The 20,490-nt window shown below is 57.7% G+C and carries 17 protein-coding genes; 5 read left to right on the top strand and 12 right to left on the bottom strand.

Annotated elements, in window-relative coordinates; all coding sequences use genetic code 11:
• Positions 1–185: 185 nt before the first annotated feature.
• On the top strand, positions 186–425 hold the full coding sequence (locus AB4Y35_RS28725) for a glutathione S-transferase C-terminal domain-containing protein (RefSeq protein WP_368707049.1): 240 nt from the start codon (positions 186–188) through the stop codon (positions 423–425).
• Between the two features lie 374 nt (positions 426–799).
• Here AB4Y35_RS28725 and AB4Y35_RS28720 read toward each other — a convergent pair whose 3' ends face one another.
• On the bottom strand, positions 800–1,135 hold the full coding sequence (locus AB4Y35_RS28720) for a DUF4148 domain-containing protein (protein ID WP_368707048.1): 336 nt from the start codon (positions 1,133–1,135) through the stop codon (positions 800–802).
• Positions 1,136–1,791: 656 nt separating this feature from the next.
• On the opposite strand from AB4Y35_RS28720, the gene AB4Y35_RS28715 reads away from it, so the two are divergent.
• On the top strand, positions 1,792–3,228 hold the full coding sequence (locus tag AB4Y35_RS28715; protein ID WP_368707047.1) for an MFS transporter: 1,437 nt from the start codon (positions 1,792–1,794) through the stop codon (positions 3,226–3,228).
• Between the two features lie 170 nt (positions 3,229–3,398).
• On the opposite strand, the gene AB4Y35_RS28710 is transcribed toward AB4Y35_RS28715, so the two are convergent.
• Together AB4Y35_RS28710 and AB4Y35_RS28705 are read right to left on the bottom strand one after the other, a co-directional pair.
• Complete coding sequence (locus AB4Y35_RS28710) at positions 3,399–4,670, bottom strand: aminotransferase class V-fold PLP-dependent enzyme (protein ID WP_368707046.1); 1,272 nt, start codon at positions 4,668–4,670, stop codon at positions 3,399–3,401.
• A gap of 47 nt (positions 4,671–4,717) precedes the next feature.
• Complete coding sequence (locus AB4Y35_RS28705) at positions 4,718–6,043, bottom strand: cation:dicarboxylase symporter family transporter (protein ID WP_368707045.1); 1,326 nt, start codon at positions 6,041–6,043, stop codon at positions 4,718–4,720.
• A 171-nt stretch (positions 6,044–6,214) separates the two neighbouring features.
• Here AB4Y35_RS28705 and AB4Y35_RS28700 point away from each other — a divergent pair, with 171 nt between their 5' ends.
• Positions 6,215–7,117: a LysR family transcriptional regulator gene (locus tag AB4Y35_RS28700; RefSeq protein WP_368707044.1), complete on the top strand. Its 903-nt coding sequence runs from the start codon at positions 6,215–6,217 to the stop codon at positions 7,115–7,117.
• 125 nt (positions 7,118–7,242) lie between these two features.
• Here the strand turns inward: AB4Y35_RS28700 and AB4Y35_RS28695 are convergent, their stop codons facing one another.
• From AB4Y35_RS28695 to AB4Y35_RS28675, 5 genes are all read right to left on the bottom strand, one after another.
• Entirely contained in the window at positions 7,243–8,106 is an 864-nt protein-coding gene (locus AB4Y35_RS28695; RefSeq protein ID WP_368707043.1) for an amidohydrolase, read from the bottom strand.
• Between the two features lie 122 nt (positions 8,107–8,228).
• Positions 8,229–9,965 carry an MFS transporter gene (locus AB4Y35_RS28690; protein WP_368707042.1) on the bottom strand — a complete coding sequence of 579 codons (1,737 nt, stop codon included), beginning with the start codon at positions 9,963–9,965 and terminating at the stop codon, positions 8,229–8,231.
• A 93-nt stretch (positions 9,966–10,058) separates the two neighbouring features.
• A complete protein-coding gene (locus tag AB4Y35_RS28685; protein WP_368707041.1) occupies positions 10,059–11,303 on the bottom strand; it encodes an alpha-hydroxy acid oxidase in 1,245 nt (414 codons plus the stop codon).
• A gap of 55 nt (positions 11,304–11,358) precedes the next feature.
• Complete coding sequence (locus tag AB4Y35_RS28680) at positions 11,359–12,702, bottom strand: MFS transporter (RefSeq protein ID WP_368707040.1); 1,344 nt, start codon at positions 12,700–12,702, stop codon at positions 11,359–11,361.
• 121 nt (positions 12,703–12,823) lie between these two features.
• A complete protein-coding gene (locus AB4Y35_RS28675) occupies positions 12,824–13,465 on the bottom strand; it encodes a 4-carboxy-4-hydroxy-2-oxoadipate aldolase/oxaloacetate decarboxylase (RefSeq protein WP_368707039.1) in 642 nt (213 codons plus the stop codon).
• Between the two features lie 201 nt (positions 13,466–13,666).
• Between AB4Y35_RS28675 and AB4Y35_RS28670 the strand changes: the two genes are divergently transcribed.
• On the top strand, positions 13,667–14,560 hold the full coding sequence (locus AB4Y35_RS28670) for a LysR family transcriptional regulator (protein WP_368707038.1): 894 nt from the start codon (positions 13,667–13,669) through the stop codon (positions 14,558–14,560).
• 293 nt (positions 14,561–14,853) lie between these two features.
• On the opposite strand, the gene AB4Y35_RS28665 is transcribed toward AB4Y35_RS28670, so the two are convergent.
• From AB4Y35_RS28665 to AB4Y35_RS28650, 4 genes are all read right to left on the bottom strand, one after another.
• On the bottom strand, positions 14,854–16,293 hold the full coding sequence (locus AB4Y35_RS28665) for an MFS transporter (RefSeq protein WP_368707037.1): 1,440 nt from the start codon (positions 16,291–16,293) through the stop codon (positions 14,854–14,856).
• 287 nt (positions 16,294–16,580) lie between these two features.
• The gene (locus AB4Y35_RS28660) at positions 16,581–17,105 is read right to left on the bottom strand and encodes a gamma carbonic anhydrase family protein (RefSeq protein WP_368707036.1); all 525 of its coding nucleotides are present in this window, start codon (positions 17,103–17,105) and stop codon (positions 16,581–16,583) included.
• Entirely contained in the window at positions 17,102–18,253 is a 1,152-nt protein-coding gene (locus AB4Y35_RS28655; RefSeq protein WP_368707035.1) for a CaiB/BaiF CoA transferase family protein, read from the bottom strand. The genes AB4Y35_RS28660 and AB4Y35_RS28655 overlap by 4 nt, the downstream gene beginning before the upstream one ends.
• 10 nt (positions 18,254–18,263) lie before the next feature.
• Complete coding sequence (locus AB4Y35_RS28650) at positions 18,264–19,202, bottom strand: hydroxymethylglutaryl-CoA lyase (protein WP_368707034.1); 939 nt, start codon at positions 19,200–19,202, stop codon at positions 18,264–18,266.
• Positions 19,203–19,332: 130 nt separating this feature from the next.
• Here AB4Y35_RS28650 and AB4Y35_RS28645 point away from each other — a divergent pair, with 130 nt between their 5' ends.
• Positions 19,333–20,232, top strand: coding sequence for a LysR family transcriptional regulator (locus AB4Y35_RS28645; protein WP_368707033.1), 900 nt, complete (start codon positions 19,333–19,335; stop codon positions 20,230–20,232).
• Positions 20,233–20,490 lie beyond the last annotated feature (258 nt).

Genomic DNA, 20,490 nt, shown 5'->3' with positions numbered 1-20,490 from the left:
GTGTTCCCATTCTGAGAAGAAGGCTTATCTTGATAGCCAGATCGTGGAGCGTATTTCTCGGGAAAACTTGCAAGGCGAGCCGATGCCATGGGTGTGCCGTTCGTGGAGAGCGTCCGATATTGAAGTATCTAGAGGGGAAGTTGGGCGTGAGCGCGGAGGCGAAGAGCGCCTAGTCCCGCCACTGGGTGGAGGCCGGATTCGCGGTTCTTGCGGAGAGGCTCTCTAAAAGCGGGGCGACAGGTGCATTTTGCTATGGTGGCCGTCCTACACTGGCTGATCTGTGTCTCGTACCGCAGGTATTTGATGCGCATCGCTTCGAGATTGACACGTCACGCTATCCAACAATACAGGAGATCTACGACGTCGAAATGCAACACGCAGCGTTTGCGGCCGCAGCACCTGGCTGTCAGCCTGACGCTGAATAGACCAGGATGCAATGACAAAAAAATCCAGCTCGTGCCTTTCGTTACCCGTACGAGATCGCTGAACGACACCGCCGAAGCTTCGACCTGACGCATGAGCGTTGCCACAGGGCCCGGCGGTTGAATTCCCAATCCAGTTGCGGGAGGGAACTTTACAGGGCGCATGACGCCCTGATGTTAGGGAAATTCGCACAATTTCGACACGGCCGCCCCTCAGACGCGGAAATTAGCCGCCGTAGACGGCGCGTGCAACCATACCGTTGCGATGGAGAGCACTTTTGCGCCAGAGCCCCACGGCTGAGCACAGAGGCATTCGGGCTCACAAAGAGGCTGGCCCGAATGCGGAGGAGGTCCTGCGAACAACAAGCTAGACCGCATTACTGGCTGGCGCCCGGGCCCGCGTTTGCTTTCTTCTGTGCGTCCTGCAAGTTCTGCGGATAGTTCGGGTCATTCAGCGCCGGTTTGTAGCCAGCATCTTCCAGCTTCTTCAGTTCGGCGTTGTTCTTCGCGCGGGCCTCCTTGCGTTCTGCCTTGCGCTGCGCTTTGGCCTGCGCCTTGGCCTGCTTTTTCTGCTCCTTGGTGAGCGGTTGCGAGGCAGCGGCAACGGCGGCCGCTGCGCTGGCCTCGGGTTGCGCGCGTGCCGGCGCGGCAGCGCCGATCAGGAATACGGCAGTAGCCGCGGCGAGAGTCAGCTTGCTGATGGTGGAGTGCATCGATTCCCCGAATGATTGACTTGAACAGCTTACCCAAGGCTGGGAGGGAGGCCGGGCGCAAGCTACAGCGTTGCGCGCGGTGTGTCCGGCACTCAATGTAAGCGATTCACGCTAAAGACGGTAGCAAGCGCTGCTCGGGGAAAACGACTTATTGACAAAACGAGACGTATCGTTATTAAATAATAAAGATCACGCGATGGACGGCAAAGCGTGGTCCGGCGTTCGTGGCCTGAGACTGTATGGGACTATCGCGACCAGGCTGGTCTACTCAAACAACGTCGGTCGCAAGACATATTCCGGAATGCTCGACTGCGATCGTTGGAATTCGACCGTTTGAATGAAGGGTCGGGAGGAACTTGGCCGCGGGGGTTAGTCGCTTTCCAAGCTGCAGGTAGCGCTTTGGCTGTCAGAGGGACCCATGTCGGGTGCTGATGGATGTATGCATTTTGAACAGATGCGTTCAATGCTCCGGTCTATGACCACGTTGCCGATTTGGGCAGGCATGACTCGTCATGTTGGAAGCAGCATCCGGCGCAAGTCTGTTCGCCATTGATATGGGGGCGCGGCACGACCTGTAGAGTGAAACGATCAGTAATCTTAATTGTAAGGATGGGTCTGCGACCTGCGACAGCAATCGCCAATGGCCGTCATCAAACATGAAAACAGAACAGGAGAACGGCGTGCGCGCACCCTGTGGCTCTGAAGTACAACGGGGTGGCTCGGTGAACGGGCCGTCGGTCGATATTGATGAGTTACTGGACGGCCCGAAGCTCAGCGGGATCCAGTGGGTCGCGGTCATTCTGGCCGCCCTGGCTGCGGCGATGGATGGCTTCGACGGACAACTCATCGGCTTTGCCATTCCTTCGCTATTGCGGGATTGGGCGATTTCGCGTGAGGCCGTTGCCCCGGTCGTCGCGGCGGGCCTCTTCGGCATGGCGATCGGGAGTGTGTCGGTGGGGGCGTTGGCTGACAGATATGGTCGGCGAATTGCTCTGATCTGTAGCATCGGTCTTTTTGGACTATCCACCGTGGCAATGGGGGCGGCCCGCAGCGTCGAGGTACTGGCGATACTCCGATTTCTGGCAGGCCTCGGCATCGGCGGGGCGTTGCCATGCGCGGCCATCATCGCGGTGGAGTTTGCGCCTGCGCGGCTCCGCTCGATAGTGGTCACCGCGACGGTCGTTTCCTATCCAGTTGGCGGCATTGTTGCCGGCCTGTTATCTGCACGCCTGCTCTCTTCAGCAGGTTGGCGCGGGTTGTTCGTCCTGGGTGGTATTCTGCCGATTCTGTTTTCGTTCCTGTTGTTCGCGGCTTTGCCGGAGTCGCCCAGGTATCTCGTGCGGCAGCACGGGCGTAACAACGAGTTGCGCCGATTGCTTGCTCGAATTCGAGGCCCGATTCCAGATGGCACCCATATCATCGACGCAAGCGAGCGAGAGGCAAACACAAACGGTCAGAACGTCCGGCTCACCGATCTGTACTCGCGGCAATGGCTGCGCGACTCGGTTGCGTTGTCGGCCGTTTTCTTCATGTGTCTGCTCGCGCTGTACAGCGCTTATAGCTGGCTTCCGGCGATGCTGGTGTCGGCAGGCATGGATGCCCGCGTCGCGAGCGGCGGGTTGACCGCCTATAACCTCGGCGGGCTCGTCGGTGCGCTGCTTTGTGCCTGGCTTGTCGGAAGGGGTGGTTCACGTTTGATCTTGCTCGGCGCGTCTTCCGGTGCGGTGTCGAGCGCTTTCTTGCTGTCGCGGCTGTTTCCGGAAATGGGGGCGGTCGCCTTGATCGTCACTATTGGCGTACACGGATTCTTCGTCAGCGGCGTGCAGGGTCCGATGTATGCGCTCGCTGCTCATCTCTACCCCACGGAAATGCGCGCTCGCGGAATTGGCGCCGCCACTGGCTTTGGCCGCCTCGGAGCCATCGTGAGTGCGTTCGCCGGTGCCTCGATTATCACGCTCGGAGGTGCGACAGGGTTCTTCGCTCTGTTGGCGGTCGCCATGCTGCTAGCTCTCTTGAGCATTGCCTTGATCCAAAGGCATATACCCCCGCGTGAACGTGCTAGAACCGCCGCGGGTGAAGTTCAACCGGGGTAGCCGAGCGCGCAACCGAGAGCGTGCGTTCGCGTCAAGCTGGCACTCCGCACGATTTGAAGGTGACAGCGGCGCCGCGCTTAGCGCGGCCCGAACAAGGTAAGGCTTTATACGCTGCAGAGCATAAACGCTTACCCTGCCGCTACCCCATATGCGGGCAACACCGCAGCCTGCTAGGTGCGGGGCGAATGGGACTTCGCGATTCTTTCCGTCACAGCAAGAAACCTTCCAATGTCCCCGGGCGTGTGGCAATGCAACGGCGAAACGCGGACCGCCCCTTCGAGGTTGAAGGACTTCAGCATCCTTCCGGAGTAGAGGCTGGTTCCGATTCGCTCATAGACGATGACGCCGTGCTTCTCGTACTCACGGACGGCGGCGGTCGGATTTAGGCCTTCGAAGCCAATGCCTGCGATCAGATCGCGTTGGGTCAGATCGTCGTGATCCCAGAACACGCGCACGCCTTTTATGGCGCGTAGACCATCGAGCAAAAGGTCAAGCAGCGCCCGTTCGTGCTCTTCGATGCGCTGCATGCCTTGCGCAAACAGCTCGCGCCTGTCCGCTGCGTCACTGAACTGCGAACCGATCCACGCGACATAATCAACGATCGCGCTCACCACGGCGAACTGCGCCGGAGCCGGGCTGCCAAGCTCCCACGCGCCCTTTTCCTTAGCTTGGAGCCGGTGATGTGGCAGCTCCGCCAGACGCTCTGACAGCCAGGCGACGCCGGCCCCTCTGCAACCGAAGAATTTGTACGGCGCGAAATTGATGCCGTCGACGGGTGTCTTTTGCAGATCGATCACCGCGTGCGGCGCATGCTGGACCGCGTCGACGATGATGTAGATATCGGGCTTCCTTGCGCGAGCACGCTCGACAATCGTGGCGATATCGAATTTCGCGCCCGAAATATTCGACGCATACATCACACTCAAAAGCGCGGTGTCGTCGTCGATCAGCGAAACGACGGCGTCGACGTCGACGCCGCCGGTCGCCGCGTTGCTCGGCGCGACGCGCAGCGTCTTGCCCGTGCGCTCGCAGTACAGCTTCATGGCGTCGAACGATGACGGATGTTCGAGTATGGTCGTCACCGCGTTCGTGCCGCGCACGTTCTCCATCACGGCCCGCACCATCTCGAACATCGCTGCAGAGGCCGTGAGCGAGAGATAGACGCTCCCCCCTCGCGCGTTGAGCACGCGGCGTATGTCGGCTTCGCCTTGCGTCTGAATGTCCTGGAGATACAGCGCGCGCTCGTGGATGCGCTCAGGGCAATCCGGGAGCGCGTCGATGCGCGCATACGCGTCCAGCGCGGCCTTGAGGCGGAACGACCCGCCGGCGTTGTCGAAGAAGAGCCGCTCACGACCGTCAACGTCTTGGTCTACGTAATGGAACCGGCTCTTGATCTGTCCCATAAGGGATTCGGAAAACAATTGACCCCGACTGCTGCTCATCTGACTTGCTCCTCGATATGAATCTTGATTGCTAGCTAACTTTGTGCTCAGACGTCCAGCGAAGCGAGATACGCCTTGCCTTTCTCCTCGTCATATTGACCTTCCCATTTGGCGATGACGAGCGGTGCCAGTGCGTTGCCCACGACGTTCAAGGCCGTGCGCCCCATGTCCATGATCCGGTCGACACCTGCAATGAACGCGAGCCCCTCGAGCGGCAGTCCCGCGCTTGCAAGCGTCGTGAGCAGGATGACGAACATAAACCCCGGTACGCCCGCTGCGCCCTTGGATGTGACGACCATGGTGAGCACGAGGACGATCTGCTCCTGCAAGCCGAGGTGCACGCCGTAGAGTTGAGCCACGAACAGCGTGCCGATGCCGAGATAAATGGAGGCGCCGTCGAGATTGAACGTATAGCCGGTTGGGACCACGAAGGTCGCGATGCTCTTCGGTACGCCGAAGTCCTCCATTTTCTTCATAAGCTGCGGCAGCACTGTGGCCGAACTGCAGGTGGAGAACGCGATAACGAGTTCGTCCTTGATCACTCTCAGCAGCGTGAAGATGTTGAAGCCGAACATGCGCGCCGTGATACCAAGCACGAACACGGCGAACAGGATAATTGCAAGATAGGTGATTGCGACGAGCTTGACGAGAGGCAGCAGCGAACCAAAGCCGAAACTCGCCACTGTCACTGCGATCAGCGCGCAGACGCCGAACGGCGCGTAGCGCATGACCATGGCGGTCACCTTGAACATGGCATCGCCGATTCCCTTGAACGTGGCAAGCACGGGTTTGCGAAACTCATCCGGCACAGATTGCAGCGCAAACCCGAAGAGAACGGAAAAGAAGATCACGGGCAGCAGGTCGCCACGCCCCATCGCCATGATGATGTTGTCGGGGATGATGCCGAGGAGCAGCGACATGAAGCCATGATGTCCCGTGGTTTGCTGCGAAGTCTGCTGATAGCGCGAAATGTCGGTATGGCCGAGTTGGGAAAGGTCCGTACCCGCGCCCGGATGCAGCACATTGCCAAGCACGAGGCCCATTACGATAGCGATCGTGGTAACGACCTCAAAATACACGAGCGTTTTGACACCGATGCGCCCTAGCGAGCGACCATCACCCACGCCGGCGATACCGACCACCATGCTCGTGAAGACGATTGGCACCACGACCATCTTGATCAGACGAATGAAGATGTCCCCGGCCGGCTGCAGGAATCCGCTGATCGCCGCGTCACGCGCTTGCGGAAAGTGGTTGAGCGCGACGCCCACCCCGATGCCGACGACCAGGCCGATTACGATTTGCCAGGCAAGACTGATGCGCGGCCTGCGCTTGGCGGGCTCGGTGTGAGGTGCTTCGATGACGGATTCCATGCGGGATCTCCAGTTGCTTTGCCGATCGATATGGGTGGGTGCGCTTTCTCTCGAGCGTTCTTCCCTGTGGGTTCGAGCTTCGATGTTGCAAACATAAGTAGCCAAAAGAAACAAAAAAAGCGATTTTTTTCTATGAGAAACTATCGCTTTTATTCATGCTTTGACGACGTCATGCTGACTTTCAAACAGATGGAGGCGTTGTACTGGATCGTGCACCTGGGTTCCTTCGAGGCCGCCGCGACGCGTCTGAACACCACCCAGTCGGCCATATCGAAGCGCGTGCAGGAACTGGAGCGAGCCTTCGACCTGGCGGTTTTCGACCGGGCGAATCGCAGTGCGCGGCTGACCGAAAAGGGAGCAGAATTCTTCGAGTACGCGAAAGAGTTGCTAGAGCGGCGCGATCAGATCGTCGAACGCATCAGCTCGAAGGAATCGCTGGTGCGGCAGATCCGCATCGGCGTGACCGAGTTGACCGCGCTTACATGGTTACCGCGCCTGATCGCAGCAATTCAGGCCGAGTATCCTAAGGTCGAGGTGGAAGCTGAAGTCGATCTCAACACAACGTTGCGAGAACGACTGACGGCAGCAACGGTGGACGTCATCATCGTTCCGCAAACGCACGAGGCGGAGCCATTTCCGATCACGCCGGTCGGTCAAGTCGAAAATGTATGGATGTGCTCGGCATCATTCGCGCCTGGCAAGCGTGTAATACCCCTTACGGAGATCGCTAAATTTCCGCTCATTCTGCAGGGTGGACTGTCAGGCACGGGGTTTGTATACAGTCGCTTCCTGGCGGAGCAGGGCGTCACGTTGCAGAAGGTGTTGGCAAGCAATAGCCTGATTGCGCAGATCGGACTTGCACTGTCTGGTCTCGGCGTCAGCTATTTGCCAAAGGCTTGCCTAGCGCGCATGCTCGAACGTCGCGCGCTGGTGACGGTCACGACGCGGCCCGCCCTTCCGCCTGTGAAATACATCGCCATGCATCGGGCGGACCGACAGCACTCGCTTAGTGCCGCGGTGGCACGACTGGCAGCGCAGACCTGCGACTTCACCTCCAGCCTGCTTGATCCCTGAGAATGGGTGGACCAACTCGCGTCGCTGGTGTCAGCCAGCATTGCGACACAGGCTCACCGTTTGGCGTTTGTTCCGACTGGCGATCGCCTTGCGGAAAAAAGGGGAAGCGCATCAAACATGCGCACCTAGGAGAAGCGGTACAAGCGACTGGCATTGTCCACCAATATCGCCTTCCTGATTTCGACGCTTCCAAGTGTCTGGTCCAACCAGTCGAGGAGTTTCGCATCATCAGGTTTCTCTACTTCGGTTGCATGTGGCCAGTCTGTTCCCCAGACGAGCTGGTCTGGAAACTCGTTTGCAAGTCGCTTCAGTATGGGTGAAAGATCTGAGAAGTAAGGCGCACCGGATGCACTAGCAAGGTAGGGCGCCGTCAATTTCAACCACATGTTTTTCTTTCGCATAAGTTCGAAGACGACCTTCTGCACATGCGGAGAAATAACTTCGTCAGCGCACATGCGTGCGAAGTGGTCGAGGACCACCGGAAAGTTCGCATCCGCGATAGCTGACGCGCTTTCAAGCAGCTGCCGACCTGTAAGATGCATCTGTGCATGCCAGCCGAGCTCTATCAGGCGCGGGCCTAGCGTGGTGAGCATTTGCAGTTCAGTTGCCCCTTTTTGCACTTGATTGAAGCGGATTCCGACCACTCCTGACGCCATGAGGCATTGGAGCTCATCGTTCGAGACCTGATCATTTACTACCGCGACACCGCGTATGCTGTCTCCGCCTTGGGCGAGCACACGCAGCAAGAGGCTATTGTCAGTTCCATAAACAGAAGGCTGAACGACTATACTGCGCTGAATAGCCAGACGGTTACGGAGCAACTGGTAATCACTGAGCGATGCATCGGGGGCGATCACTGGAGCATTGAGAACGGCCGGAAAATTGGAGTCGAACACATGCATGTGGCAATCACAGGCAAATGCCGGTAACTGAACTGCAGGCGAGGACGTTCCAGCAGAAAATGGAATCAAACGTGGGACGTCTTGCATCGTTCACCTTTCGCGTGCGAGAGGACAGCGTTGAATTCGTGCGTCAAAACCACCGCTCTACGCGTCGTAGTTGATATCCGATGGCTGGCATGTTGCCGGCACGTCCGATATTGGCAAAAATATCAATTTTTCACACTGCCGTAGCGAGGGGCGTCGGCAATACCTTTTGTACGTGCTGGACTGTCATCCTCCGCAACGATGAAGCGATTCCCGCTCGTTTCTGGCAAGAGAAAGAAGCCCGCGCAGACTGTAATTGCGAGGACCGTGACCGGATACCAGAGACCAAAATATATGCCCCCATTGGCTGCGACCATGGAGAACGCAGTCGCGGGCATAAAGCCACCGAACCAGCCCGCGCCCATATTGTACGGAAGTGAAATCGCTGTGTAGCGGACTCTGGACGGAAACAGCTCGGTCATCCACGCACCAGCCGGGCTGTAGACCGCGGCGTAGAGAGTAAGGAGGAAGGCGATCAAAAGGACCAAGCCGATATACGCACCTGCATCCAACGAAGCATGCATCGGGTAGCCAGCAGACGTGAGTGTAGAGCTCATTTCCGACTGGAAGTGCTTCTCGGCGTTTGCGAGGTCCAGCTTGGTCATCGATGTACCGTCAAACGACGATACGCGCGTGCTTCCGATGGTAACGTACGCAATATCGCCTGCCGGGACTTCTTGGTTACGGTAGCTGATCATGCTCGCAGCAAGATAGGATTTTGCGATATCACACGACGACGTTAGCCGCGAAGTACTTACCGGGTTGAACTGTATCGAGCAATCTACGGGATTAGCATGGACCACCACTGGTGCCAAAGCGGCGGCACGTTCAAGCGAGGGATTTCCAAAATGCGTCATCGCGCGGAACGCCGGTTGAATGCCGATCGCAGCCACCAATGCCGCTCCGAGGATCACTGGCTTGCGACCGATGCGGTCTGATAGCCGGCCAAAGAAGAAGTATGCTGGGAGGCTTAGAACCAGTGCGGCAAACGTAATGGCGTTGACACTGACGGGGTCGATTTTTAACGTCCGTGCAAGAAAAAACTGCGTGTAAAATTGACTGTTGTAGGCCATCATTCCTACCGCCGCTGTACAACCGAGAACGAGGGAAATCGCAGTTCGCGTGATCCTCCAGTCTCCGAACGTTTCGCGAATTGGCTTCGTCGAGGTCTTGCCCGCAGCTTTCATTTCGGCGTAGATGGGCGACTCATCCAGATTCAGGCGAATCCAGGCCGAGATTGCGAAGAGTACAAGCGACGCGACGAAAGGGATGCGCCATGCCCAATCAACAAATGCCGTCTCACCGGCCCAAGAACGAACGACGAATGTGACCGCAAGCGCGAGAACAATTCCGACGGCGCCCATAGCATTAATCCAGCTTGTGTCGGCGCCTCGTCTTTTTTCGGGCGCATGCTCGGCGACGTAGATGAGTGCGCCTCCGTATTCTCCGCCTGCTGCCAGTCCTTGGAGAATACGCAACACAATCAGCATCGTTGGAGCGAGGATGCCAAGTGTTCGATATCCTGGCAACAGTCCAACGAAGAACGTCGGAAGGGCCATCAGGACGATGGTAGCCATGAAGGTGTATTTCCGACCGACGAGATCACCAAGCCATCCAAACACCAACGAGCCGAAGGGACGCCCCACGAAACCCGCGGCAAACGTGACAAGTGCGAAGACATACGCAGCAGTTTCGTTGACCCCGCTGAAAAATTGCTTGGCGATAATGGGCGCAAGCGTGCCGTAAAGGTGAAAGTCATACCACTCAAAGGCAGTGCCCAGTGAAGCCGCGACGATGACTTTCCTTCGTTGACGCCGCCGTTCTTCGGATGTCTGGTGAGTCGGACGCACGATTTCATTCATGGCGGATCTCAGGCAAATTGGTTACTAGCCCCGGGGACATCGAGCGAGACAGGTTGGACCTCTCCAACGATGCCATTGGCAAGGATCAGAGTGTCATTGGACATGTTCGAGCGCGATGGAGTGGTTCGGAGTACTGTCGTCGTGTCGTAAGAGCGAGTTATTCTGATTGGACGCCGCGAATCCGTTCGCGCCATCGAACAACACGGAGGTTGTGATCTCTGCGAGGGAATTTACGCCCAGCAATCCCATGTCACGCAGGATTTCGTCACTTAGGAGCTTTATTGCATGCTTTACGCCTTCGTCGCCGTCTATGGCTGCTGCGTACGCGAAGGGCCGTCCAACGAAAACAAACTTCGCCCCAAGTGCGATTGCCTTGATCACATCCGTGCCTCTCCTGATGCCACTGTCGAGCATGACAGGCAGGTTGGGGACGGCATCTACGATCTGCGGCAGGACGAGAAGCGGTGCGACGGCCCCGTCAAGTTGACGGCCTCCGTGATTTGACACGATGACACCATCGACGCCGAGATCTGCGGCCTTTCGCGCATCTGCAGGGTGCAGAATGCCTTTGACAACCAGGGTGCCGGGCCACAGACGGCGAATCATCCGGAAATGTTCCCAGTTCAGATGCCCACGATCCGAAAAATCGCGAAGCACGCTGGGTGACATGATGGGCGCGCCTCTTTCCGCGTAATTGTTTTCGAAATGAGGCATTCCATGGGTCGCGATAGTCCGCAGAAAGGTCCCGAAGAGCCAGGACGGTCGTACCATTCCATCCCACGCCAGACGGAGAGAGGGGCGCAGAGGAGTTGAGAACCCGCTTCTGACGTTGTTTTCGCGGTTCGCCGCGACCGGCGTGTCGACAGTGACGACAAGTGTTTTGTAGCCGGCGTCGATGACCCGTTGGATTAGCTTGACAACGCGATCTTCCTGTCCCGGAAGGTACGCCTGGAACCATGCGTCTGGATTTTCCTGGACTATCTCTTCCAGCTTGATGAGTGACGATCCGCTCATGATCATGGGCACGTTGGATGCAGCCGCGGCTTGCGCAAGGACAATGTCTCCGCGATACGCATACAGTGCGCTGAGTCCCATCGGCGCGATCCCGAATGGCGTCGAGTACGTTCGACCGAACAGGCTCGTCGATGACGTTCGCTTGGACACATCGACTAGCGCTCGAGGTACGAACGAATAACGTCCGAATGCTTCGCGCGACGCGCTGAGCGAGACATTGTCTTCCGATGCACCAGCTACGTAACCAAAGATGGGGCGCGGAAGATGTCGCTTAGCTGCTGCTTCGAAGTCTTTAAGGCTGAGGATGGACGCAAGTTTTGTCATTTCTGTTCTGCTCTTCGGGAAACCGGCAACTGATTTGCGAAATTCGTTTAACCGGTCAATCGCCTTGCGGGCTAAGTCCGCGGAGGGGCTCTACGATCGTCGCTACTACGACCAAGCTGAGAATGGAACTGATGGCCATGAACGCGAATACGTAATTCCAACCATGAGTGTCGAGCAGTACGCCCGCAAGAAATGGTGCGGCGGCGCCGCCCAGTTGGCCACCCATGTTCACAATCGAGCTCGCGACCGGGAAGGTGCGTTGCGACGCAAGACCCATGGGGTAGACCATGTATCCGGAGTAGCCAAAGCTGAGGAGAGCTCCGGTAAGGAATAGCAGTCCGCCATAGGCGAGCGGAGATGCCGGCGAGCTGATGAGCGCAAGCATCATTACAGCAGTAGACAGTGCTGACAGCAGCATGCCCGGCTTCCGGCGGCCGCCGAGAAATCGGTCTGAAACGAAGCCGCCGACGATATTTCCAGCAACAGCGCCAATCCAGGGGGTGGCAGCAACAACACCCATACCTGCAACGGAAAAATGCTTGACGCTGATGAGGTATGTTGGGATCCAGGCGAGAAGGACGTTAGAAATGCCTAGCTGAAAGCCGTACCCAAGAGCACAGCCCCAAATGCTCCATGAACCAAAGATCGCTCGATTTGAGTCAAGCAGCTCGACTTCGCGAGCCCGAATGAACAGATCTAGGCGGCTTGCTTTGATCTCGGCGCGCTGCAGTGAAGGACGGCCGGCTCCCTCGTTGCCAGTGATGTAAGCGAGTTCTTCGGCGTTGACTCTTGTGCTTTCCGATGGGTGATTCTTTACATAGACCAGCCATATCAGCGCCAGCAGAACTCCCGGGGCTGCGAATGCATAGAAAATTTCACGCCATCCCCACACCGAGAGAATGATTGCACAGAGAGGAGGTACAACTACGGGGCCGAACTTCACCGCCGAGAGGAAGATGCCACTCGCCGTACCCTTCTCGCGTGCCGGAAACCAGTTGTTAATTGTCGAGGAAATACAGATGGGAAGCGGCCCTTCGGCTATTCCTAGTGCGAAGCGGCTGACTTTAAGGGCGAACAATGACGCAGCTGCCCCAACAAAACCCGTTGCCAGCGAAGTACCAATCATCGAAATAGTGATGAGCTTCCGTACGCCGAATTTTCCGATTGCAAATCCGGCCGGCAACTGAGCAATGGCATACGCAAGAAGGAAGATGCTTGAGAGCGCGCCTGCCTGCGTATTTGTCATGACAAATTCCCGTCTGATGAACGGAAGAGCCACACCAAAATTCGCCCGGTCAGCAGCAGCGACCGTATAGATTGCGAAAATGAGACCGGCCACGACCCATCTGAATCCGGATCGTAGTGATTTCGTCTCAACCGCAATGTTCTCCGTTGCCATCAACGTCTCCTTCAAACCTTGTTGCCGGTGTGCCGGCTATTTATGCGCTTTCTCTGCAATCTCGAGGCCAAACGTGCGTGTCATTCGAGCTCGAGAGTTCGCTGAATTGCTTGATCGCTTTCTAGTTCATACCGAGTTGGGCGAGGGCAGCTGACAGTCCCAGCAAGTCCACAGTGCTTTTTCCTGCTTCGAGCCCTGAGCGAATAAGGTCTTCTTTTTCTTCCCGAGCGCGGCTTTTCTGAATGACTTCCTGTACTTCTCCGGCCGCCACGACGACCAGACCATCGCGATCTCCAACAATGATGTCGCCAGGATTAATCGGGGTTCCGCCGAGAACGATGGGAACGTTAACCTTGCCGGGCTGGAATTTATTCGTTCCCTTGATGCAAAGTCCGCGCGTGAATGTCGGAAAACGCATATCGATAATGGCGTTAGCGTCGCGCACCGCACCGTCAATAACGAGACCTGCAATTCCGAGCTTTTGAGCGGCTAGGGTCAGCAGATCGCCCCATGGGCCTGCGTCTATAAAGCCTTTTGCGTCAACGACCAACACATCACCTGGGCTGGCTTTGGTAAGGGCATAGTGGATCGCGAGGTTGTCGCTTGGACGGCAGTCGACGGTCAACGCAGGACCGGCGAGCCTGAGGGTTGGATCAATCGGGCGGATCGCGGGGTCGATCGCGCCCTTTTGACCTTGTGCCTCATGGATGGTCGCGGTTCCAAGGGCTTTAAGGACCTCAAGGTCTTCCGTGCTGACACTCATGCTGGCTCCTGTGAATTGCAGATTTGCTATGTCTTGCGGGGCGCTTCGGCTGCCGCCGTCCTGACTGGTTCATTGACGTCAGATCCGCCCGACGCGGGTGTTGGGGTTTCACTAGCTTCCAGTATCGATGGGACTAAGAAAACGAAAAATATCGTTTCTTCATGTTCAGAACACGATATTTTCGTGGTTTATAATCGTTCTATGGATACCAAGTACCTACAGTGCTTTCTCAAGGTCGTCGAGAGCGGTTCAATTGCTGAGGCAGCCCGGCAGCTTGATCTTTCCCCTACGACAGTTGCGGCACAGATTCGCGCGCTGGAACTCGAATTGGGGGCGGAGGTGCTGGCGCGCTCAGGTCGAGTTGTTCGCCCAACTACGGCAGGAGTAAAGGTTCTCGAAAAGGCCAGAAGCATCGTTCGCGATACGCGTGAGTTGCTATCCCTGGCGAACAACGAGGCTCCCGTCAGGGAATTCCGATTGGGAATTTTCCCGTCGGCTATTCCAAGTCTTTTGCCCATCGTCCTGGCGAAGCTGTACGGCGAGCACCCGGAACTCAATGTTTTCGCGGTACCCGGCTACTCGCCTGATCTGTTTGCAAAAGTGGCTTCTGGCGAGCTTGACGCTGCGATCGTTGTTGAACACCAGGTAGGTATTCCTAAAACCTGCGAGTGGCAGGTGTTGCTAGAAGAGCCGTTGGTGGTCGTCGCACACGACGGGATTTCAATTGAGAGGGATCCGCATGAAGTGCTGCGTAACGAACCGTTCCTCCGCTACGATAGGCGGGTTTGGGGGGGGAGACTTGCTGACCGATATCTTCGGGAGCAGGGGATCAAACCGCAAGAACGACTGGAAATTGATGGGCTGGCAGTAATCGCATCGCTGATTAAGCATCGGTTGGGTGTTTCGTTACTTCCGGATTGGTCGACGATGTGGGAGGACGGCGGCAGTTTGGTCCGCATCCCATTGCCTGGCGAACCGCCCGTGCGTCGAGTTGGTTTTATCTGGACTCGTCGAGGACCAAGAGCCGGGCTGGCCGAAATCGTGTTGTCCGAAGCTTCTCGCTTTCTAAGGCGACGAGAGACGCCCATCCCATAGGTATCAGGAATTTCATGTATCGGGCGGTCGAGTGGCGAGGTTCCGAGTTCGCCGCCAAAACAACGCGAAAGGCGTGTATTTTGGCGCGGCGGAACCGGCTCGAAAGCGTCCCGCGCAACGGTGGTTCTTTGTTATCGCCATCTACTGGAAAACCTGCGGCGTAGTCGTGGTTTGACGTGTCTCACGAGATATTCGAGAGCGATGCGTTGTCACGACCGGTTGCGAATCTCGACCGACGGGCGAGTCTTAACCGGAACCGTGACTTTGATGGTCAAAAGCGATGGGATCCAGTTTCAGTGACTGAGTTCCTCGAGGCGCTTGCCGTTGGTACGTGGGCCGAAGAAGCCGATCGACACGACGACGATAAGCATGCAAGCCGTGATACCCATGAATACGCCCACAACACCGAAGTCTCTCAGCAACGCTGCGATGACAAAGCCAGACATCATTGCTCCCACGCGGCTCGCCGAGTAGACCAGTCCATTTGCGCGACAGCGGATCGCGGTAGGAAACAACTCAGCTTGGTAGGTGTGATAGCACACGGAAATCGTTTGTCCAGCCAGACTAATCAGCACGCCAAGCACAATCAACATGAGCGCGGAGCGTGATTGAGCGAACGCGACGCCGCAAATGATGACCATCATAGCCCCGCCGACGATCAGCCATTTGCGCTGTATGCGATCCGCGTACAGCATCGCAAGCAGCGGGCCCACAGGTAGCGCAAACGCGATGATGAACGAATAGAGCAGACTCTTTGTCACTGTGATTCCCTGTCCAATCAACAGTGTCGGAACCCAGTTCGCAAAGCCGTAATAACCTATCGCCTGACAGAAGTTAAACACGACGAGCATCACAAAGCGTGACCGATATGGAGGGGAAAGGAGTTCCGCAAACGAGGCTCTGCGATGCGACGGCTGTTCGACGACCGGTAGCGGTGCCGGCAACAGATTTTTCGCTTGCCGGGCGACGATGGTTTCGATGTCGCGTACGATCTCATCAGCTCGCTCCGGCTGTCCATGCGACGCGAGCCAACGCGGACTTTCCGGTACGGAGCGGCGGATGAACCAGACAAGCGCTGCCCCCACTGAGCCGGCGAGCACTACGACGCGCCATCCTTCGATCCCGAAGGCAGTTGTCGGCACGAGCCAGTACGACAAAATCGCTGCGACAGGTGCGGCGGCAAACATCACCATCTGATTGAATGCCATGGCGCGGCCGCGCATGTGCTGCGGGACGAGTTCGGTTACGTAGCTGTCGATTGCGATGATCTCCACGCCTACACCGATGCCGGTGATGAAGCGCCAGAGATTCACCGATTCCGGAGAGGTCTGACAGGCCATAATTGCCGAAGCGATTGAATACCAGAGCAGCGACACGGTGAACACCGGGCGGCGCCCGTAACGGTCCGGCAGCCAACCAAAGCAGAATGTTCCAACGAATAGCCCTGCGAATGTCGCCGCAATGAATCCGGCGATACCGGTGAAACCGAAGAAGGCATGCGTCGTCGGCGACAGCAAACCACTTCTCGCCATTCCCGGTGCGATGTAGCCTGTGAATATCAGATCATAGATCTCGAAGAAGCCGCCGAGTGAGATCAGTAAAACGAGCATCCAGAGATGGCGCGTGATCGGCAGGCGATCCATGCGCGCAGAAATCTCCGCGCCAGGTTGAATGCCGACACGTATGTTCGGCGTGACGTGCGGGGGACTGCCCGCAGTAGCGATCTGCTGCATGTCTGTCTCCTGATTATCATTCTTCCGGCGTCGTGTTCTGAACGCCTGCCTGCCGGATTCGCGGACTGGCAGATGCCGTCCGTATGTCTGTCACGACGAGCTCGCGCGTTGAGCGCTTTTGTGCTGTGCCGACGTCCGGTCTTTCCTGATCGCGTCCGATCGATAGGAACAGTGCCTCGACGTGGACTTTTCTGAGGCATCTTTCGTGCTGGCGCTAAACAACCCCGAAATGTCCCCCCAAGGCGCCAATGAAATCCGTGATCGGGCGAGGTCCTGCTATCTGTTGCTTAAATGGATTGCTCAAGTTCGCGTTGAAAGCGCGCGGCACGCTCGACATAATCTGCTGCATTCGACGTGAGGCTGGCGATCTGCTCCTCGCTTAACTCACGCACGACTTTCGCTGGCGCGCCAAGAATCAGCGATCTGTCAGGAAATACCTTCCCCTCGGTGACGACCGAGCCGGCGCCGACGAGACATTGTTTCCCGATTACCGCGCCGTTCATCACAACTGCCTGAATGCCGATCAGGGAGTCATCTCCTATAGTGCAGCCGTGTAACATGGCTTGGTGGCCGATACTGACGTTCTGGCCAATGTCCATTGGATAACCGGGATCGGTATGCAAGATAGCGCCGTCCTGCACGTTGCTACCCGCGCCGATCGTGATTGCTTCGTTGTCCGCCCGGATCACTGCGTTGAACCAGACACTCGTGCGCTCACCGAGCGTTGCCCGACCGACGACGACGGCCTGCGGTGCGACCCATGCCGAATCGGCGAGGTGCGGCTTCTCGTTTCCCAATTTGAAGAGACTCATGCGACCACCTTGCCTTTGAGGCATGAAAGCACTTCCTGGGTATGCTCGCCGACGCGAGCCAGCGCTTGGCGTACTCCGGGGCGGCGGCCGCCCATCGTGATTGGTAGCAGGACAACGTCGGTGGTATCGCCGTCGTCGGTCTGCATCGGCGCGAGGCCGCCACTCGCTTTCAGATGCGGATCGTCGAGCAGTTGCTCGGGGCGCACGATTTGTGCGTACGGAATGCCGGCCGCCTCTAGCTTGGGGGCCAGTTCTTCTGCCCGATGGTCCTTCAGGACCGCGCCGAGGCATGCGAGCAGGTCTGGACGCACGGCAACGCGCATCGTGTTGTTGGCGAAACGCGGTTGAGCGGCTATGTCCGGTCGCTTGAGCACGTCGCACAATGTGACGAACTGTTTGTCACTCACCGCGCCGATGAAAAGTTGCTGATCTTCTGCCAGCGTGAACACGTCGTACACGCTCCATGCCGACACTCGTGCGGGCATTGGTGCCGGTGCTTCGCCGGTCATCGAGTATTGCTGCATATGTTGCGCTGAGAGAAACACGCAGTTCTCGAAGAGGGCGCTTTGAACTTCCTGACCTCGGCCGGTGAGGTCGCGTTCGCGCAACGCCGCGAGCACGCCGATCGCGCCAAACATGCCGCCCATGATGTCGTTTACCGATGTTCCTGCTCGCAGGGGGCGACCAACCGGACCGGTCATGTACGAGAGGCCACCCATCATCTGGACGACTTCGTCCAGCGCGAGACGTTTTTCATATGGTCCCGGCAAGAAGCCCTTGTGCGACACATAGATAAGGCGAGGATTGCGTTTGCTTAATGTGTCGTAGTCGAGCGCTAGGTCCTGCATCAGGCCTGGCCGAAAATTCTCGAGCACAACGTCGCAAGTCGCGATTAGATCGGTCGCAGTCTCGGCGCCCTCCGGCGTGGTGATATCGATGACAACACTCTTCTTGTTTCGGTTGAACGAGCGGAAGAAGCCGATGCCGAGCCCCGGTAGTTTGCGCGTCTTGTCGCCGCCAGGCGGCTCAATCTTGATCACTTCCGCGCCGAGGTCGGCCAGGATCATGCCGCACGTCGGTCCCATCACCATGTGCGTGAATTCAACGACGCGCACGCCATCGAGCGGAAGGGTTGCTTGGTTAGTCATGGTGCGGCTCTCAGAGTGTCAGCGCTTCGCGCGCAAAGGTTTTAGGCAGGCCGGCACGCCACAGCGTACCGTGCAGCGTTTCGCCGTCGAGCCATCGCGCGACCTTCGTACGAAGTGCGAGAAGGGCAGGGATGTCGATCCCCGTTTCGATGCCCATTTCGGCGAGCATGAAGGCAAGGTCCTCGCTTGCAGCATTGCCGCTCGCGCCTGGTGCATGTGGACATCCGCCGATACCCGCAAGTGTCGCGTCGAAGCGAGCGACTCCGGTTTCGAGTGCGGCGTAGACATTCGCAAGAGCGAGGCCGCGTGTGTCATGAAAGTGGCCACACCAGAGCCGCTCGCCTGCCACTCGACGTGCTTTTTCGAACAGATCTCGCACGGCAAGGGGGCCTGCGTAGCCGACGGTATCAGCGATGCTTACGCGATCCGCTCCAGCATCGAGCAGCGCTTGCATACAGCGCAACACTTCGCTTTCTTCGACTCGGCCTTGAATCGTGCAGCCGAACGCCGTGCCGATACCGCCTTCGATCAGGGTTTTCGCACCGGAAGCGTCGCGTGCGGCACGTATGCGCGCGACTTCTGCGACAACCTCGTCGGGGGTCTTGCGAAGGTTGGCGAGGCTGTGTTCGTGGCTTGCCGAAAGTGGGACGAGCAACAGGTCGGCCTGCGAGTCGATCGCGAGTTCGGCACCCTTTAGATTTGGAACGAGCACGGAGACGAAAAGCTCAGGCAGCGTCTTGGCGAACTTGACGAGCTCTGCAGTATCTGCAAGTTGCGGCAAGAGTCTCGCGGGTACAAACGATCCAACTTCGATTTCGCGTTGACCTGCCGCATAGGCATCGTGAATCCATTGGAGCTTGCACTCAGTTGGCAGAACCCTCTGGATACTTTGCAGGCCGTCGCGCAGGCCGACCTCGCGAATCGCAACTTGATCGGGGAATGGGGGCATTATGTGTCTCCGTGTTTTTGCTGGTCATGACGCCGCCGGCATTGTGCTAACTTTAGACATTCCATAAAAAACCAGAAGCGATAATTCGGAAGCGCTATCGTTCCGCATTGGAATGTCAGGAGGAGAGGTCGTGCGCGATATCGATGTGAAAACGTTGCGGCTATTCGTTGCCGTTTGCGATCAACGGAATATAGCCAGGGCGGCGGAAGAGGCGCATATCGAGCCGTCAGCGATCAGCAAACGCATTGCGCAACTCGAGGCAGATCTCGGAGTGCCGTTGCTCTCGCGATCGCGACGCGGGGTGGAACCAACGGGCGCTGGTGTCGCACTGCTTGAACACGCGCGCAGCGTGCTTTTCACGATGGGACGCATTGCCAGCGACGTGGCTGCATTCGGCGGTGGCTTGCGCGGCCGCGTCAGTATTTGTGCATCGGCGTCGGCGATTGCGGAGGCGTTGCTTGACGATATCGCCACTTTTATGCACGAGCCAGCGAATGCAAATATTCGTGTCGACGTCGAGGAGCGGCTTTCGTCGGATCTCGTGCGGCAGCTTCGAGAAGGTGCCGCAAGCGTTGGTGTGTGCTGGGACAACGTCGGTCTTCAGGGACTGCAGCATCGGTCGTATCGACGTGATCAACTGGCGCTCGCCGTCCATCCTGATCATCCGCTGGCGAGCGCGTCGTGCTTGCGTTTCGAGCAGTCTCTGGAGCATGAGCATGTAGGCCTGTTGCCGACCACTGCTGGCCACGCATTGCTGCAGCGCGCGGCCGCGAGCGCTGGCAAGACACTCTCGTATCGCGTGATCGTGTCAAGTTTCGACGCGGCGTTTCGCGTTGTCGCAGCGGGACTGGGAATCAGCGTGGTGCCCATCGAAGTTGCCTCGACTTACCAAGCTGCTTTCGGCGTGAAATTAATTCCATTGGTCGACTCATGGGCAGAACGACGCTTCGTTGTGTGCTTCAGGAGTTTCGACCTGTTGCAGCCGGCGGCGCAGAGGATGGTAGAGCATTTGACAAGCCGAGCAGGATGAAGACTGTATGCGGGCGGCAATCGGAACAATCCAGTCTCGTTCTCGGCGTGCACTGAAGAAGCGGTCGCGTTGAGAAGGCAGGGGCAGGAGTCGGTTGGAGGGCACGAGAAGCAGAAGGACCCGCTCGATTTAAGTGGCAACTGTGTAGCTACTCCGCGCATGGTAGGGGAAATCACCGTATAGCGATACGACCCGTTTCGTATATTATCGAGGCTAGACGGGCGCCTGGCTTTGCCCCACTTCATACCATGAGGAAAC

The organism is Paraburkholderia sp. EG286A, from assembly GCF_040965375.1.
Lineage (GTDB): Bacteria > Pseudomonadota > Gammaproteobacteria > Burkholderiales > Burkholderiaceae > Paraburkholderia.
This window is presented reverse-complemented; position numbering and strand designations above follow the sequence as displayed.

Bases quoted from the DNA above. Each gene is read 5' to 3' on its own strand.
- AB4Y35_RS28720 (WP_368707048.1), bottom strand. From the start codon at position 1,135: ATGCACTCCACCATCAGCAAGCTGACTCTCGCCGCGGCTACTGCCGTA.
- AB4Y35_RS28715 (WP_368707047.1), top strand. From the start codon at position 1,792: ATGAAAACAGAACAGGAGAACGGCGTGCGCGCACCCTGTGGCTCTGAA.
- AB4Y35_RS28710 (WP_368707046.1), bottom strand. From the start codon at position 4,670: ATGAGCAGCAGTCGGGGTCAATTGTTTTCCGAATCCCTTATGGGACAG.
- AB4Y35_RS28705 (WP_368707045.1), bottom strand. From the start codon at position 6,043: ATGGAATCCGTCATCGAAGCACCTCACACCGAGCCCGCCAAGCGCAGG.
- AB4Y35_RS28700 (WP_368707044.1), top strand. From the start codon at position 6,215: ATGCTGACTTTCAAACAGATGGAGGCGTTGTACTGGATCGTGCACCTG.
- AB4Y35_RS28695 (WP_368707043.1), bottom strand. From the start codon at position 8,106: ATGCAAGACGTCCCACGTTTGATTCCATTTTCTGCTGGAACGTCCTCG.
- AB4Y35_RS28690 (WP_368707042.1), bottom strand. From the start codon at position 9,965: ATGAATGAAATCGTGCGTCCGACTCACCAGACATCCGAAGAACGGCGG.
- AB4Y35_RS28685 (WP_368707041.1), bottom strand. From the start codon at position 11,303: ATGACAAAACTTGCGTCCATCCTCAGCCTTAAAGACTTCGAAGCAGCA.
- AB4Y35_RS28680 (WP_368707040.1), bottom strand. From the start codon at position 12,702: ATGGCAACGGAGAACATTGCGGTTGAGACGAAATCACTACGATCCGGA.
- AB4Y35_RS28675 (WP_368707039.1), bottom strand. From the start codon at position 13,465: ATGAGTGTCAGCACGGAAGACCTTGAGGTCCTTAAAGCCCTTGGAACC.
- AB4Y35_RS28670 (WP_368707038.1), top strand. From the start codon at position 13,667: ATGGATACCAAGTACCTACAGTGCTTTCTCAAGGTCGTCGAGAGCGGT.
- AB4Y35_RS28665 (WP_368707037.1), bottom strand. From the start codon at position 16,293: ATGCAGCAGATCGCTACTGCGGGCAGTCCCCCGCACGTCACGCCGAAC.
- AB4Y35_RS28660 (WP_368707036.1), bottom strand. From the start codon at position 17,105: ATGAGTCTCTTCAAATTGGGAAACGAGAAGCCGCACCTCGCCGATTCG.
- AB4Y35_RS28655 (WP_368707035.1), bottom strand. From the start codon at position 18,253: ATGACTAACCAAGCAACCCTTCCGCTCGATGGCGTGCGCGTCGTTGAA.
- AB4Y35_RS28650 (WP_368707034.1), bottom strand. From the start codon at position 19,202: ATGCCCCCATTCCCCGATCAAGTTGCGATTCGCGAGGTCGGCCTGCGC.